Here is a 13,804-nt window from a genome sequence, read left to right as displayed (position 1 = left end):
CGCCACCGGCCCCCGCGGCAGCGGACCCGGCGGTACCGAACTCCTCTGAACCGGACCCCGCTGCGACCGGCGCTGTGCCGGTCCGCAGGGGGCCGGTGGAGTCGGTCGGTGTCGGATCGTTCCGGGGTGCCGGTGGGGAGGAGGCGGGCTCGTCCCGCCCGGCGGGGGCGGGTGCGCCGGCGTGACCCGTCAGGGCGCCGCAGGCCACGGCCGCGAGCGGAGCCCGGGTGGCGTGTGGGGCGCCGTCCGGCCACGGGCCGTCCTGGGCGGCCGGGCCGTCCGGCCCCGTCCAGGGGCCGCCGCCCGGGGCGAGGGGACCGGCCGCCACGCCCTCGCCGGCCCACGCGGAGGCCGTCGTACCGGCCGGCACGACAGCGCCGGCCGGCGTCGAGCCGACGCGTGCCACCGCCACCGTGCCGCGGCCGGGCGTGCTGTGCAGGCCGAAGTCGTCGGCGAGGCGCAGGCACGTGCCGAGACCCGCGCCGAGCGATCGGGTCGTGGAGAAACCGTCGCGCAGCGCGGCGGGCACGTCCTGGATGCCCGGGCCGTGGTCGATCGCGGCGATCTGCACCAGGCGGGGCTCCTCACCCACGTCCCGCAGCACGGGCGGGTCCACGAGGTCGATCAGCACCTGCCCGCCCTCCGCGTGCTTGAGCAGATTGGTGGCGAGCTCGGTCGCGACCAGCGCCGCGGCCGCCGTCCGGCGCTCGTCGAGCCCGGCCAGCGCGGCCGCCTGCTCCGCCGCCACCCGCGCGTCGCGCACCCGGGTCGAGTCGCGTACCGGGATGTCCCACACGCGCGGCATCAGGCCTCCTCACGGGGCCGCGGCGGCTGGGCCACCCAGCACGTCACCCGCACCGTCGTCCCGGCGCCGGGCGTGCTGTCGATGTCGAACTCGTGCACAAGGCGCCGGGCGCCGCTCAGCCCCATGCCCAGACCGCCGCCGGAGGTGTAGCCGTCGCTGAGCGCCAGGTCGAGGTCGGCGATGCCGGGCCCCTCGTCGCTGAAGGACAGCCGCAGCCCCTGCGCGCCCCCGCTGCTGACCCGGGTCGCCTCCATCTGTCCGCCCCCGCCGTGCACGAGGGTGTTGCGGGCCAGCTCGCTGGCGGCGGTGATCAGCTTGGTCTGCTCCACCAGACCGAAGCCGAGCAGGGCAGCGGCCTGCCGTACGTGCTGGCGCACCCACACCAGGTCCATGTCGGACCGGATGGGCAGGCAGGCCTCGACGCCCGCGGCAGTGTGCATCACGGACTCTCCTGACGCGGGCCGCCGGCACCGGGCACCGGCGAGTGCTGCGTGAGGAGCCGCATGCCCGCCTCCGTGCTGAGCGCCGTGCTCAGCCCCGGCAGGGTCAGGCCCAGCTCCACCAGGGTGATGGCGACCGCCGGACGCATGCCCGCCACCACGGTCCGCGCGGCCAGCAGCTTGGCCTGCGCGGCGATCTCGGCCAGCACCCGGCCGAGGAAGGAGTCGACGATCTCCACGCCGGAGATGTCGATGAGGACACCGCGGACCCCGGTGCGGGAGATGGTCTCCGCGAGGTCCTGCTGGAGCTGCTGTGCCGTGCTGTCGTGCAGGTCCCCCTGGAGCGTGACCAGCAGGACGTCCCCGAGCCGGAGTACCGGCACCTGGCCCGGGACGGGTCGGGGGCTGGCGTCGCTCACCGCTGACCCGCACCCGGGTTCACGATGTCCGCCCCGAGCTGGTGCAGCGCGTAACCCAGCGCGTCCGAGAGACTCGCGCGGGTGAGGACGTCCAGGTCGAGACCGAGATGGACCATGGTCTGCGCGATGGCGGGCCGGATGCCGGAGACGATGCACTCGGCGCCCATCAGCCGCGCCGCCGCCACCGTCTTCATCAGGTGCTGCGCCACCAGCGAGTCGACCGTCGGGACGCCGGTGATGTCGAGGATCGCGAACCGGGCGTGCTGGTCGACGACGGCGTTCAGCAGCGTCTCCATCACCACCTGGCTGCGGGCGCTGTCGAGCGTCCCGATCAGCGGCACGGCCACGATGCCGTCCCACAGCCGGATGACCGGCGTGGCCACCTCCAGCAGCTGCATCCGCTGCCGGTCGCTGAGCGCCTGCCACTCGCTCAGCGCCGTCTGCATGGCCACCAGCCGCAGCGTGCCCATCAGCACCGTCAGGGTGGTGGAACACGCCCGCAGGTGCTCGGGCGGAGCCTGCTCCAGATCGGCGGCCAGCATGTTCTCCACGGGCGGCCGCAGGGCGGCCAGCTCACTGGAGACCTGGGTGTTGGACAGCCCGGCGCGGGAGCGGGCCGCGCCCATGCGGGCCAGCTGTTCGCGGACCCCGCTGAAGCCGGCGGCGTCCGGGTCCTCCACCCGGTCCGAGTCGGCCACCTGGGCGAGTGCGTCGACGACGGCCTTGCCCGCCTCCACCGCCTCGTCGCGCGAGACGGTGAACACGGTGCGGAACAACGGCTCGTCCGCCCACCGCTGGGCGATCTGTTCACGCCGCCGGTGCAGAAAGTCCCGCACCTCGTGCGTCGGCGTGGCGAGCTGTCCGTCCGCTTCGTGCTCCGGCACCTGGTTCTCTCCTCATCCGCGTTCGTCGACCGAGCCCGCTTCTGGCAACGAGAACGGCGATGTGACACTTGCCGGGCGACAACTCTAACCATGCGCCGACCTCGTACGACACCGGATCCGGCGCAAGCGGTCCGGTCCGGGTGACGGCGGCCGGGCAGCGCCGTCACCCGGCGTGCGAGGGGGGTGAACCACCGTGCGGGCAGGGCGCAGCCAGGGCACCGGCCGGCCGGTTCCGCACCGGCGCCGGGCCCGGGTACGCCCCCGGGGTCGGGCGCTCTACGCCTGCGGCTCCTCCGGCACCACCGGCCCCGCGTCGACGCGGGCCAGGGCCTCCTCCACGTTCTCCGATATCGGCACCGTGATGCTCACACCGGTCAGGTCGAGGATGCGCCGCACGGCCGGCGTCGGCTGGATGACGTGCACGCTGCCGGAGTCGCCCCGGGTCTCCTGGTACACCCGCAGGATGATGTTCATCCCGGACGAGTCCATGAACGGGACGGCCGAGAGATCGAGCAGGAAGTGCCGTCGGCCGTGGTGGAGCTGGTTGGCCAGATGGGCCTGGAACTCGGTCGCGGTGTCGACGTCCAGGTAGCCGGAGACCGTGATCAGGGCCACGTCCTCCCGGGGCAGTTCGACTTCCACGGACAGCGGGTTCTGGGCGAGGGGCACGGGTACCTCCAACAAGTGCTACGGCCTGGGCTGGTCACCTCCGGGGGTGACCGCGGTGCGGGGCGACGCCGGTCGTGTCGCGGGCTCGACTGCGGTTTCTCATGTGCCTCCCTTCGCTGTCGGGCTCCGTTTCCACCGCGCCCCCGCGATTACCCCGGAAACCGCACCCCATGCCCCCCGATCCGAATCCCGCCCGGATCACGTTCCCGCGCACCGGTACACGGGTACGCCGAATGCGCGTGCGGCAGAAGGGTATTTGCTGCTGTGGAGCAGGGCGGGCGGCCGTCCGCCCGCCGGATTTCGAGCGATCCGCACACCGTCAGGGAGGATGGAGCAGCGTGACCATCGACAGAATCTGGTCGTACGCGCCGGACAGCGGTCACGTCGAGGGGCAGGACCTGACCGGTTTCACCGTCGCCGCGGCCGACGGCACGATCGGGCACGTGGACCGGGAGGCCGCTCCGCACGGCCTGCGGCACCTGGTCGTCGACACGGGCGTCTGGGTGTTCGGCCGCAGCGTCCTGGTGCCGGCCGGGGTCGTCACCGGCGTCGACGCGCAGGCCCGGAAGGTCACACTGGCCTGCACCAGGGCGGACGCCAAGGCGGCTCCTCGCTTCCAGACGGACAGCGAGACGCGGGACCAGCAGTATCTGCGGGCCGTGGGTGACTACTACGACCGGCTGCCCCCGCGCGAGACGACCTCGGTCTGAGCCGGGCACGGGCGCCCCGCGCCCGTGCCGCTCGCGGCCCACCGGGCCGGAGGGTTCACCAGGGCAGGAAGACGTGGACGTCCTTGCCCCGCTCGTCGGTCACCACGCTCACCTGGTCGCACAGGGTGTGGATCAGATGCCAGCCGATGCCGCCGCCACCGCTGCGCGGATCGAAGGGGCGGGGGGCCGGCTCGGTGGTGCTGGTGTCGTGCAGCACCACGTGCACGCCGTCGAAGGTGCGGCGCATACGCAGCGCGAACGGCCCCGGCGCGTACTGGACCGCGTTGGCGGCCAGTTCCGTCACCACCAGCAGGATGTCGTCCCAGTACTCGGGGGCGGAGGGCGGTGCGGAGCGTGCGAGGTCACGCAGGAACTCCTCCGCGGCCAGCCGCGCACCCGTCACATCATGCGGCTCGCCCACGAAGCTGTTCGTGCGGCTCGGAATCTCCTCGGAGGTCAGGGCGTCGTCCCCACGCGGCTCGGTTGACATATCGCCTTTCCGGCCCGGGCGTCAGCTAGGGCTGTCGTCAGGGCTGTCGTCCTTTCTCTTGCGTCGCCACTGTTGCGTGTTCCCGAGGGCGCGAGGGCTACGCGTCCGGCCGCCTGCTCAACGGAACACACTGTCCGGATCGTCCCCGTATGCCGCTTCCTCCGGGGTGCTCGGCCGCCCGGGGCGCCTGCGCGAGGCGTACATCGCGTCGATCTCGCCGGCGCAGTGCCGCACGATCTCGTCCCGGCGCAGCTTCATCGACGGGGTCAGCAGCCCGTTGGACACGTCGAACGGCTCCGGCAGCACCCGGAAGACCCGGATCGACTCCGAGGGCGACACGGCGCTGTTGGCCGCGGCCACGGCCCGGGCGACCTCCTCGCGCAGCGCGTTCTCCTCCCTGGCCTCCCGCATCTCGCCCTGCAGGGCCAGCGCGGCCCGCCAGTGCGCGAGGAACTCCGGGTCCAGCGTGATCAGGGCGCCCACACAGGGCCGGTTGTCGCCCACCACCACCGCCTGGTGGATCAGCGGGTGCATCCGCAGCCGCTGCTCCAGCGCCGCCGGGGCGACGCTCTTGCCGCTGCTGGTGATGATGATGTCCTTCTTGCGGCCCGTGATCGTCAGATAGCCCTCCGAGTCGAGCCGCCCGAGGTCCCCGGTGGCCAGCCAGCCCCCGCGCAGCGCGGCCCGGGTGGCCGCCTCGTCGCCGACGTAGCCCTGGAAGACCGACGGTCCCCGCACCAGGATCTCGCCGTCCTCGGCGACCCGGATCTCCATGCCCGGCAGCGCCTGCCCGACGGTCCCGGACTTCTCCCGGCCCAGCGGCTGCATGGTCACCCCGCCGGCGGTCTCCGTCAGGCCGTACCCGTCGTGCACGTAGATGCCGATGCCCTCGTAGAACAGCGACAGGTCCCGGCTGAGGGGCGAGCCGCCGGACGTCGCCCGCTGCACCCGTCCGCCGAGCGCGGCCCGCAGCCGGCGGTAGACCGTGCGCTCGTACAGAGCGTGCTGCAGCCGCAGGTCGAAACCCGGTCCGCGGCCCCGGCCCAGCCGCTGGCGCTCCAGGGCGGCGGCGAAGTCCCGGGCGGTCTGCGCGGCCCGCTCGAAGAGCCCGCCGTGACCCCCCTGCTGCGCGGTGCGCAGGAAGTTCTTGTAGATCTTCTCGAAGACCGAGGGCACCGCATAGAAGTATGTCGGGCGGAAGGAGCGCAGCGCCGCCGACAGCGCCTCGCCGCCGGGATCCGCCTGGTGCCCCATGAGCAGCCCGCCGCGTACGCACAGCCCCTGGATCATCAGCCCGTACACGTGGGAGAAGGGCAGGAACGCCAGCACCGAGCCCTGCTCGCCGCGCGGCGCGGCCGTGTGCCCCCAGCCGGCCAGCAGCGTGTCGCAGGTGACGGCCAGGTTCCGGTGGCTCAGGGCGCAGCCCATGGCGTGGCCGGTGGTGCCGGAGGTGTAGGCGATGACGGCCGTGGAGTCCGGCAGCACGATGCGGCGCATCGAGTCGACCGTGGTGATCGGCACGTCCTGGCCGCGCGCCGCCAGCTCCTCCAGCGCGCCCGAGTCCAGCTGCCAGACGTGTCCCAGCGCCGGCAGCGACGCGCACACCGAGCCGACGGTCATGACGCCCTGCTCGTCCTCGACCACCACGGCCACGCAGCCGGAGTCCCGCAGGATCCACTCCACCTGGTCGCGCGAGGAGGTCGGGTAGATGGGCACGACCTCGGCCCCCACCGCCCACAGCGCGTAGCACAGGACCGTCCACTCGTAGCGGGTGCGGGCCATGATGGCGACCCGGTGGCCCGGCGCGATCCCGGCGGCGATCAGGCCCTTGGCCGTGTCCACCACCTGGTCGCGCAGCTCGATCGCCGTGACCTCCTCCCAGACGGCGGAGGCCGGGTCGGCACGGCGGGCGAGCACCGGCCGGGTGGGTTCCCGGTCCGCCGTCTCGAACACGCTGTCGGCGAGCCCGCCGGTCAGGGGCGAGACGGCCGGTGGAGCGAGGGCGAGGTCGCGCATGCACTGCTCCTGACATGTACGGGGTGTGACGCTGCCGACGGGGACCGTCATCGGCGGTGCTCGAATGTAGTCGAGTCGGGACCCTTCGGGGTCGGGAAATACGGAAGTGGGTCCGCTGATGATCCCGCCGTGATCGGGGGACCCGGGGGACATGAGCCACTACAGTCCGGATCCCGAGCCCGAGCGCAGCACCGGTCTGGAGCCCGGCGGCGGTGTGCCGCCGGGCGAGACCCCGCCCGCGGAGAGCAGCATGCCCGAGGCGCTGCCGCGCGAGACCCACAACCCGCCCAAGGGATGGGCCAAGGCGCCGATGGCCGTGATCATCGTGATCACGGTGCTGATCGCGGCCTTCTTCCTGGCCTACGCCCTCGTCCTGATCCTCTGAGGAGGCGACGGCCCCCGGGACGCCTCAGCCCTGCGTGTGACGCACGCACTCGGTGACGACGTCCCGCAGGCTCCCCGTGCGCTCCATCAGCTCGCGCTGCACCCGCGCGCCGTTGCCGTCGCGCAGCAGCTCCTCGCACCCCGCCCGGACCCGGTCCAGGTCACCCGTGCCGTCGAGGGCCTCCTCGACGTGCTCCAGCAGGGCCCGCACCACGGACTCGGCGGGCATGCGGCGCATGGTCGCCGGGTGCAGCAGCTCACCCGTCAGCCCGGAGCGGGCGGCCTGCCAGTCGGCCAGCCGCAGCAGGCTGACGCTGTGGTCCGCTGGCTCCCGGCCCTCGCGCCACTCGCGCGCCGCCGTCTCGACCAGCCCGCGCACGAGCGCGGCGATCAGAACGGGCGTCTCGGAGTGCAGGCAGACGTCCGCGACCCGCAGCTCCACCGTCGGGTAGCGCGGGGACACCCGCGCGTCGAAGTAGATCATCCCCTCGTCGAGGAGGGCCCCCGTGGCCACCATGTCCGCGATCAGACGGTGGTACCGCTCGGCCGAGCCGAAGATCTCGGTCGGGCCGGCCGACGGCCAGCGCAGCCACACCCGGCTGCGGTAACTGCTGTACCCCGTGTCCTTGCCCTGCCAGAACGGCGAGTTGGCGCTGAGCGCCCTGAGCACCGGCAGCCACGGCCGCAGCCGGTCGATGACGGCGACCCCCTCCTCGTCCGACTCCACCGCTACGTGCACATGACAGCCCAGGACCAGTTGTTCCCGGGTGGCGATCCCGTACTGGTCCGCCATCCACTGGTACCGCCGGTTCAGCCCGACGGCCGGACTGACCGGCAGCGGCGAGGTGGCGAGCGCCGCCACCGTGCAGCCGATCTCCCCGGCGTGCCGGGCGGCCTCCTTGCGGCAGCGGACGATCTCCGCGTGCAAGGCCTCCATGGACGACTGCGGATGTGTCGCGAACTCCAGCATCTGCTCGTGGAGTTCCTTCTCGAACACGTCCTGATCCGCGTCGTCCTGAGCCGCCCGGGCCAGAACCGCGGCGGACAGCGCCCGCGGCTCCCCGGTCTCCGGATCGACCAGGAGGAGCTCCTCCTCCACTCCGACGGTGCGCACCTGATGCCCGCCCTTCCAAGACTCCGAAGCGTCGACCACCGGGTTTTCCCGGGGGTAGACCCCCAGTGCCCCTCACAGGCCGGTCGGACACCTGGTGCGCCCGGCGGACTTCACCCCGTGAACGGGGTCAGCCACACCGTCGCCAGCGGAGGCAGGGTGATCCGGACCAGACCGTCCTCCGGCTTGACCGCGTCCGGGTTGGTCACACCGCTGCCGCCGTAGCGCGTGTCGTCGGTGTTGAGGGTCTCCTGCCAGGCGGCGACGTCGCCCGGGACCCACAGGCCGTAGTCCTGCCGGACGACGGGGGAGAAGTTCGACACCGCCAGCAGCGGGCGGCCCTCGGCGTCGTAGCGCAGGAACGCGTAGACGTTGTCGTCGGCCGAGTCCACCGCCACCCACCGGAAGCCCTCCGGCCGGGTGTCGCACTGCCACAGCGCGGGCGTCGCCAGATACACCGTGTTCAGGTCACGGACCAGGTCGCGCACGCCCCGGTGGTCACCCGCCGAGTGGTAGCCCTCGTCGAGCAGCCACCACTCCGGCCCGTGCTCCACCGACCACTCGGCTCCCTGCGCGAACTCCTGCCCCATGAACAGCAGCTGCTTGCCGGGGTGGCCCCACATGAAGCCGAGATAGGCCCGCAGGTTCGCCCGCCGCTGCCACCAGTCGCCCGGCATCTTCGTCACCAGCGCCTGCTTGCCGTGCACGACCTCGTCGTGGGAGATCGGCAGGACGTAGTTCTCGCTGTAGGCGTACACCATCGAGAACGTCATCTCGTGGTGGTGGTACTTGCGGTGCACCGGCTCGTGGGAGATGTACTCCAGCGAATCGTGCATCCACCCCATGTTCCACTTCAGCCCGAAGCCGAGCCCGCCGGTGTCGGTGGGCCGGGTCACCCCGCCCCAGGCGGTGGACTCCTCGGCGATCGTGACCACGCCCGGGGCCCGCCGGTACACCGTCGCGTTCATCTCCTGCAGGAACGCCATGGCCGCCAGGTCCTCCCGGCCGCCGTGGGCGTTGGGCTCCCACTGGCCGTCCTCGCGCGAGTAGTCGAGGTAGAGCATCGAGGCGACGGCGTCCACGCGCAGCCCGTCGATGTGGAACTCCTCGCACCAGTACACGGCGTTCGCGACCAGGAAGTTGCGCACCTCCGTGCGGCCGAAGTCGAACTCGTAGGTGCCCCAGTCCGGGTGCTCGGCGCGCCGGTCGTCGCCCGGCTCGTAGAGCGGCTCACCGTCGAACCGGGCCAGCGCCCAGTCGTCCTTCGGGAAGTGCGCCGGCACCCAGTCCATGATCACGCCGAGGCCCGCCCGGTGGCAGGCGTCGACGAAGAACCGGAAGTCGTCGGGCGTGCCGAGGCGTGCCGTCGGCGCGTAGAAGCCGGTGACCTGGTAGCCCCAGGAGCCGTGGAAGGGGTGCTCCGCGACGGGCATCAGCTCCACGTGCGTGAAGCCCAGGTCCTTGACGTACCGCGGGAGTTCCTCGGCGAGCTCCCGGTAGGTCAGCCCCGGCCGCCAGGACGCCAGGTGCACCTCGTACACCGAGAACGGCGCCTCGTGCACCGGCCGGTCCGCCCGGTGCGCCATCCACTCCGCGTCGCCCCACTCGTAGTGCGAGGCCGTCACGATCGACGCGGTGTTGGGCGGCTCCTCGGTACGGCGGGCCATCGGGTCGGCTTTGAGGAAGCGGTGCCCGTACCGGGAGTGGATCTCGAACTTGTACGGGGTGCCCTCGCCGACGCCCGGCAGGAACAGCTCCCACACACCGGACGCGCCCAGCGAGCGCATCGGGAACTGCGTCCCGTCCCAGTGGGTGAAGTCCGTGGCCACCCGCACGCCCTGCGCGTTCGGCGCCCACACCGTGAACCGCGTGCCGGTCACGCCCTCGTGGGTCATGGGCTCGGCGCCGAGCGCCCGCCACAGCTGCTCGTGCCGGCCCTCGCGGATCAGGTGCAGGTCGAGCTCGCCGAGCGCGGGCAGGAAGCGGTACGGGTCGTGCGTCTCCTGCTCGCCCTCCTCGTAGGCGATGTGCAGGGTGTACGCGGGGATCTCCGCCAGCGGCAGCACGCCCGAGAAGAGGCCGTCGCCCTCCGAGACCAGGGCCGTGCGCCGCCCGTCGATCACCACGCTCACCGCACGGGCGAACGGGCGCAGCGCCCGGAACGCCACCCCGCCCGGGACGGGGTGGGCGCCCAGCAGCGCGTGCGGGTCGTGGTGCGCGCCCGCCAGCAGGCGTCCGCGCTCCTCGGCACTCAGGGCGGGCGCGGTCGGGCTCGGGACCGGGCCGGACGGCTCCGGGATTGAGGTGTCTCGCAGGGCCACGGCTCAGTCTCCTCTCACGGCGAGGCGCTCGATCGCCGCCATCGGTACAGGCAGCCAGTCGGGGCGGTGCCGTGCCTCGTACAGCACCTCGTACACGGCCCGGTCCGTCTCGTAGGCCCGGAGCAGTCCGTGCTTCTTGCGGGGGTCCCAGCCGGCGCGGGCGGCATAGCCCGCGCAGTAGGCCTCGCGGCAGCGCCGCGCCCACTCCGGGCGCCAGGGGCGGCGCTGCCGGGCGGCGTAGTCGAAGGAGCGCAGCATCCCGGCGATGTCCCGCACGGGGGAGTGGGCGCTGCGCCGTTCGGAGAGCGGCCGGGACGGCTCGCCCTCGAAGTCGATGACGAACCAGTCGCGTCCGGCCCGCAGCACCTGACCGAGGTGCAGGTCGCCGTGGATGCGCTGGGCGGGCGGCCCGGCGTCGCAGCCGGTCAGCGCCGCGAACGCGGCCCGCAGGCCCGGCACGTACGGCTGCAGCGCGGGCACGCAGTGCGCGGCGGCGTCCAGCCGCTCGACCATGGCCGACGCCGTGCGCCCGTTCTCGCCCGGGGCGCCGACCGGGAAGGCCGAGGCCAGCGCGAGATGCACCTCGGCGGTGGCGGCGCCCAGCGCCCGCGCCTGGGCCGTGAAGTCGTCCCCGGCGGCCAGCGCGTGCAGCGCCAGCGTCCAGCCGTCGGAGGCGTCCCGCAGATACGGCTGGAGCACACCGAGAGTGGCCTGGAACGGGTGCTTGGTCTGGAACCAGGCGACCGGCGCCGGCACGCGGTGACAGCCCTGCCGGGCCAGCGCCCCCGGCACCTCCAGGTCCGGGTTGACGCCCGGCTGGATGCGCCGGAAGACCTTCAGGATGTACTCGTCGCCGTACACCAGCGAGGAGTTGGACTGCTCCGCGTCCAGCAGGCGCGGCACCAGCCCGGCGGGCACCCGCTGGTCCGGGTCGCACTCGAAGCGCAGGGGCCCCGCGGTGCCCGGGTGCCGCAGCCGGTCCAGGAGCAGCTGGGCCGACCGCGGATCGTGCAGCGCGTCGTACACGGTCAGGCCGGCCAGCGGCCCGTCCTGCACCTGCCCGATGAGCGCCCGGCCGAGCCGGGGCGCGGGGTGCTCCCGGACGCCGAGCAGCAACTGGTAGCAGTCGCCCGCCGGGGGAGTCCCGCCCGGGGAGGGCACGCCCGTGTGGCCCGCGTGACCGGCGTGGACCAGCAGGTGCAGACAGCCCGGGAAGAGCTCGGTCATCGACAGCAGGCCGAGCTCCGTGACGGGCCGGTCCTTGCCGGCGAACCAGCGCTGGCGCGGCAGCCAGTCGCGCAGGAGCCGGCCGAGCGACTCCATGGGCTCGGCCAGGCGCGTGAGGGTCGGGCGGAGGGATGCGGTCTTCGGCATGGTCACGCCTCCTTTCGTCGGCGCATGCTCACAGTCGCCGGCCGATGCGGGATGCGACTCGCGTGAGCCGGAACCAGTAGAAGCCGTGGCCCCCGAGGGTCAGCAGATAGGGAAGTTCACCGATGGCGGGGAAGCGCACCCCGCCGAACAGCTCCACCGGATGGCGTCCGGCGAATTCACGCAGGTCCAGCTCGGTCGGCTGGGCGAACCGCGCGAAGTTGTTCACGCAGAGCACCAGGTCGTCCTCGTACTCCCGCAGGAAGGCGAGCACCGCGGGGTTGGAGGAGGGCAGTTCGGTGTAGGAGCCGAGTCCGAAGGCCGGGTTCTGCTTGCGGATCTCGATCATGCGGCGGGTCCAGTGCAGCAGCGACGACGGCGAGGACATCGACGCCTCGACGTTGGTCACCTGGTGCCCGTAGACCGGGTCCATGATCGCCGGCAGGAAGAGGCGGCCCGGGTCGCAGGTGGAGAAGCCCGCGTTGCGGTCCGGGGTCCACTGCATGGGCGTGCGCACGGCGTCGCGGTCGCCGAGCCAGATGTTGTCGCCCATGCCGATCTCGTCGCCGTAGTAGAGGATCGGCGAGCCGGGCAAGGCCAGCAGGAGCGCGGTGAACAGCTCGATCGTGTGCCGGTCGTTGTCCAGCAGGGGAGCCAGGCGCCTGCGGATGCCGATGTTGGCGCGCATCCGCGGGTCCTTGGCGTACTCGGCCCACATGTAGTCGCGCTCCTCGTCGGTGACCATCTCCAGGGTCAGCTCGTCGTGGTTGCGCAGGAACATGCCCCACTGGCAGCCGGAGGGGATGGCCGGGGTCTTGGCGAGGATCTCGGAGACCGGGTAGCGGGACTCGCGGCGGACGGCCATGAAGATGCGTGGCATGACCGGGAAGTGGAACGCCATGTGGCACTCGTCGCCGCCTGTGGCGTAGTCGCCGAAGTAGTCGACGACGTCCTCGGGCCACTGGTTGGCCTCGGCCAGCAGCACCGTGTCGGGGTACTGCGCGTCGATCTCGCGGCGGACCCGCTTGAGGAAGGCGTGGGTGGCGGGCAGGTTCTCGCAGTTGGTGTCCTCGGCGGCGTAGAGGTACGGCACCGCGTCCAGCCGGAAGCCGTCGATGCCGAGGTCCAGCCAGAACTTCAGCGCGGCCAGGATCTCCTCCTGGACGCGCGGGTTCTCGTAGTTGAGGTCGGGCTGGTGCGAGAAGAAGCGGTGGAAGAAGTACTGGCCGCGCACCGGGTCGAACGTCCAGTTCGAGGCCTCGGTGTCGACGAAGATGATCCGCGCGTCCGGGTAGCCCTTGTCGTCGTCGGCCCACATGTAGTAGTCGCCGTAGGGCCCGTCGGGGTCCTTTCTCGACTCCTGGAACCAGGGGTGCTGGTCGCTGGTGTGGTTCATGACGAAGTCGATGATCACGCGCATGCCGCGCTGGTGGGCGGCGTCGACGAACTCCACGAAGTCCGCGAGGTCGCCGAACTCAGGCAGCACGGCCGTGTAGTCGGAGACGTCGTAGCCGCCGTCGCGCAGGGGCGATTTGAAGAAGGGCGGCAGCCACAGGCAGTCGACGCCGAGCCACTGCAGGTAGTCGAGCTTGGCGGTCAGGCCCTTCAGGTCACCGACGCCGTCGCCGTTGCTGTCCTGGAAGGAGCGGACGAGCACCTCGTAGAAGACGGCGCGCTTGAACCACTCCGGGTCGCGGTCCCTGGCGGGTGTGTCCTCGAAGGTGTCCAGCACGGGCTCGTTCACGGTCATGACGTTCCTGCCCCTCCGTTCCCTTGCGCGGCGGGCGGCGACTGGACGTGGAACACATGCGCAGGAGCCCGCCCCGGCTCCAGGCGCACATAGTTGTTCCGGCCCCAGTGGTAGGTCTCGCCGGTGAGCTCGTCGCGCACCGGCACCGACTCGTGCCAGTCCAGACCGAGTTGCGGCATGTCGAGCGAGACCGTGGCCTCCTGGGCGTGGTGCGGGTCGAGGTTGGCGACCACGAGGACGACGTCGGATCCGGTGCGCTTGCTGTACGCGATGAGCGCGGGATTGTCGGTGTGGTGGAAGCGCAGGTTCCTGAGCCGGTGCAGCGCGGGGTGGGCGCGGCGGATGGTGTTGAGCCGGGTGAGCAGGGGGGTGATGGTGCGGCCCTCGCGTTCGGCGGTGTCCCAGTCGCGGGGCCTGAGCTGGTACTTCTCCGA

The 13,804-nt window shown here is 72.3% G+C and carries 13 protein-coding genes and 1 pseudogene; 2 read left to right on the top strand and 12 right to left on the bottom strand.

All coding sequences use genetic code 11. The features are described 5' to 3' along the window. Positions 1-382: 382 nt before the first annotated feature. The 5 genes and pseudogenes from CHR28_RS02640 to CHR28_RS02620 form a co-directional block, all read right to left on the bottom strand. Positions 383-805 (bottom strand): annotated as a pseudogene (locus tag CHR28_RS02640) (anti-sigma regulatory factor); the annotation flags it as partial. Next, complete coding sequence (locus tag CHR28_RS02635) at positions 805-1,245, bottom strand: anti-sigma regulatory factor (RefSeq protein ID WP_094051790.1); 441 nt, start codon at positions 1,243-1,245, stop codon at positions 805-807. The pseudogene CHR28_RS02640 and the gene CHR28_RS02635, both read right to left, overlap by 1 nt. Continuing rightward, on the bottom strand, positions 1,245-1,664 hold the full coding sequence (locus CHR28_RS02630) for an STAS domain-containing protein (RefSeq protein ID WP_094051789.1): 420 nt from the start codon (positions 1,662-1,664) through the stop codon (positions 1,245-1,247). The genes CHR28_RS02635 and CHR28_RS02630 overlap by 1 nt, the downstream gene beginning before the upstream one ends. After that, on the bottom strand, positions 1,661-2,548 hold the full coding sequence (locus CHR28_RS02625) for an STAS domain-containing protein (RefSeq protein WP_094051788.1): 888 nt from the start codon (positions 2,546-2,548) through the stop codon (positions 1,661-1,663). Before CHR28_RS02625 ends, CHR28_RS02630 begins: the two co-directional genes overlap by 4 nt. A gap of 276 nt (positions 2,549-2,824) precedes the next feature. Then, positions 2,825-3,217: an STAS domain-containing protein gene (locus CHR28_RS02620; protein ID WP_094051787.1), complete on the bottom strand. Its 393-nt coding sequence runs from the start codon at positions 3,215-3,217 to the stop codon at positions 2,825-2,827. Positions 3,218-3,555: 338 nt separating this feature from the next. On the opposite strand from CHR28_RS02620, the gene CHR28_RS02615 reads away from it, so the two are divergent. Further along, entirely contained in the window at positions 3,556-3,927 is a 372-nt protein-coding gene (locus CHR28_RS02615) for a hypothetical protein (protein ID WP_094051786.1), read from the top strand. A gap of 55 nt (positions 3,928-3,982) precedes the next feature. Here the strand turns inward: CHR28_RS02615 and CHR28_RS02610 are convergent, their stop codons facing one another. Both CHR28_RS02610 and CHR28_RS02605 read right to left on the bottom strand, forming a co-directional pair. Further along, on the bottom strand, positions 3,983-4,417 hold the full coding sequence (locus tag CHR28_RS02610; protein WP_030244884.1) for an ATP-binding protein: 435 nt from the start codon (positions 4,415-4,417) through the stop codon (positions 3,983-3,985). A gap of 117 nt (positions 4,418-4,534) precedes the next feature. Then, on the bottom strand, positions 4,535-6,433 hold the full coding sequence (locus tag CHR28_RS02605; protein ID WP_094051785.1) for an AMP-dependent synthetase/ligase: 1,899 nt from the start codon (positions 6,431-6,433) through the stop codon (positions 4,535-4,537). 151 nt (positions 6,434-6,584) lie between these two features. On the opposite strand from CHR28_RS02605, the gene CHR28_RS02600 reads away from it, so the two are divergent. After that, positions 6,585-6,818, top strand: a complete 234-nt coding sequence (locus CHR28_RS02600) for a DUF6480 family protein (RefSeq protein WP_094051784.1) — start codon at positions 6,585-6,587, stop codon at positions 6,816-6,818. 24 nt (positions 6,819-6,842) lie between these two features. Here the strand turns inward: CHR28_RS02600 and CHR28_RS02595 are convergent, their stop codons facing one another. The 5 genes from CHR28_RS02595 to CHR28_RS02575 form a co-directional block, all read right to left on the bottom strand. Beyond that, positions 6,843-7,931: a glutamate--cysteine ligase 2 gene (locus CHR28_RS02595; protein ID WP_094051783.1), complete on the bottom strand. Its 1,089-nt coding sequence runs from the start codon at positions 7,929-7,931 to the stop codon at positions 6,843-6,845. Positions 7,932-8,041: 110 nt separating this feature from the next. After that, entirely contained in the window at positions 8,042-10,249 is a 2,208-nt protein-coding gene (gene glgB, locus CHR28_RS02590; RefSeq protein ID WP_094051782.1) for a 1,4-alpha-glucan branching protein GlgB, read from the bottom strand. 3 nt (positions 10,250-10,252) lie between these two features. Continuing rightward, a complete protein-coding gene (locus CHR28_RS02585; RefSeq protein ID WP_094051781.1) occupies positions 10,253-11,623 on the bottom strand; it encodes a maltokinase N-terminal cap-like domain-containing protein in 1,371 nt (456 codons plus the stop codon). Between the two features lie 28 nt (positions 11,624-11,651). Beyond that, positions 11,652-13,370 carry a maltose alpha-D-glucosyltransferase gene (treS, locus tag CHR28_RS02580; RefSeq protein WP_094051780.1) on the bottom strand — a complete coding sequence of 573 codons (1,719 nt, stop codon included), beginning with the start codon at positions 13,368-13,370 and terminating at the stop codon, positions 11,652-11,654. Continuing rightward, positions 13,367-13,804 (bottom strand): alpha-glucosidase C-terminal domain-containing protein (locus CHR28_RS02575; RefSeq protein ID WP_179272295.1); only part of this gene is annotated, 438 nt, incomplete at its 5' end. The genes treS and CHR28_RS02575, both read right to left, overlap by 4 nt.

The sequence above is a fragment of the Streptomyces sp. XY006 genome (assembly GCF_002237655.1).
In the GTDB taxonomy this organism is placed as follows: Bacteria; Actinomycetota; Actinomycetes; order Streptomycetales; family Streptomycetaceae; genus Streptomyces; species Streptomyces levis.
The sequence above is the reverse complement of the archived record's forward strand: the minus strand, read 5'-3'. Positions and strand labels throughout refer to the sequence as shown.

Coding starts and splice junctions, on each gene's coding strand:
- CHR28_RS02605 (WP_094051785.1), bottom strand. CDS start 6,433: ATGCGCGACCTCGCCCTCGCTCCACCGGCCGTCTCGCCCCTGACCGGC.
- CHR28_RS02600 (WP_094051784.1), top strand. CDS start 6,585: ATGAGCCACTACAGTCCGGATCCCGAGCCCGAGCGCAGCACCGGTCTG.
- CHR28_RS02610 (WP_030244884.1), bottom strand. CDS start 4,417: ATGTCAACCGAGCCGCGTGGGGACGACGCCCTGACCTCCGAGGAGATT.
- treS (WP_094051780.1), bottom strand. CDS start 13,370: ATGACCGTGAACGAGCCCGTGCTGGACACCTTCGAGGACACACCCGCC.
- CHR28_RS02635 (WP_094051790.1), bottom strand. CDS start 1,245: ATGCACACTGCCGCGGGCGTCGAGGCCTGCCTGCCCATCCGGTCCGAC.
- CHR28_RS02585 (WP_094051781.1), bottom strand. CDS start 11,623: ATGCCGAAGACCGCATCCCTCCGCCCGACCCTCACGCGCCTGGCCGAG.